The following is a 257-nucleotide window of genomic DNA, read 5'->3' on the forward strand; positions in this document are numbered from 1 at the left end:
ACGAGATTATAAAGTAGCATCGGGAGGTAGTGACAGATTAAATACATCTAGTCCTTTTAATATTAAAGTTGCTTCTATTACTATGCGAGATTTTAATATTGAAGAAGTAGGAGAATTATATCAACAACATACAGCAGCAACAGGACAAATTTTCACACCAGAAGCTATAGAAACAGCATTTGATTTAACCCAAGGACAACCTTGGTTAGTGAATGCTTTGGCTAAAGAAGTTGTAGAAAAAATGGTTAAAGATACAA

1 pseudogene is annotated in these 257 nt (G+C 33.1%); it reads left to right on the top strand.

From position 1 onward, the window contains the following. Window positions 1–257: pseudogene (locus ACIR131C_RS26705) on the top strand (ATP-binding protein); the annotation flags it as partial.

The sequence above is a fragment of the Dolichospermum circinale AWQC131C genome (genome assembly GCF_000426905.1).
GTDB classification, from domain to species: domain Bacteria; phylum Cyanobacteriota; class Cyanobacteriia; order Cyanobacteriales; family Nostocaceae; genus Dolichospermum; species Dolichospermum circinale.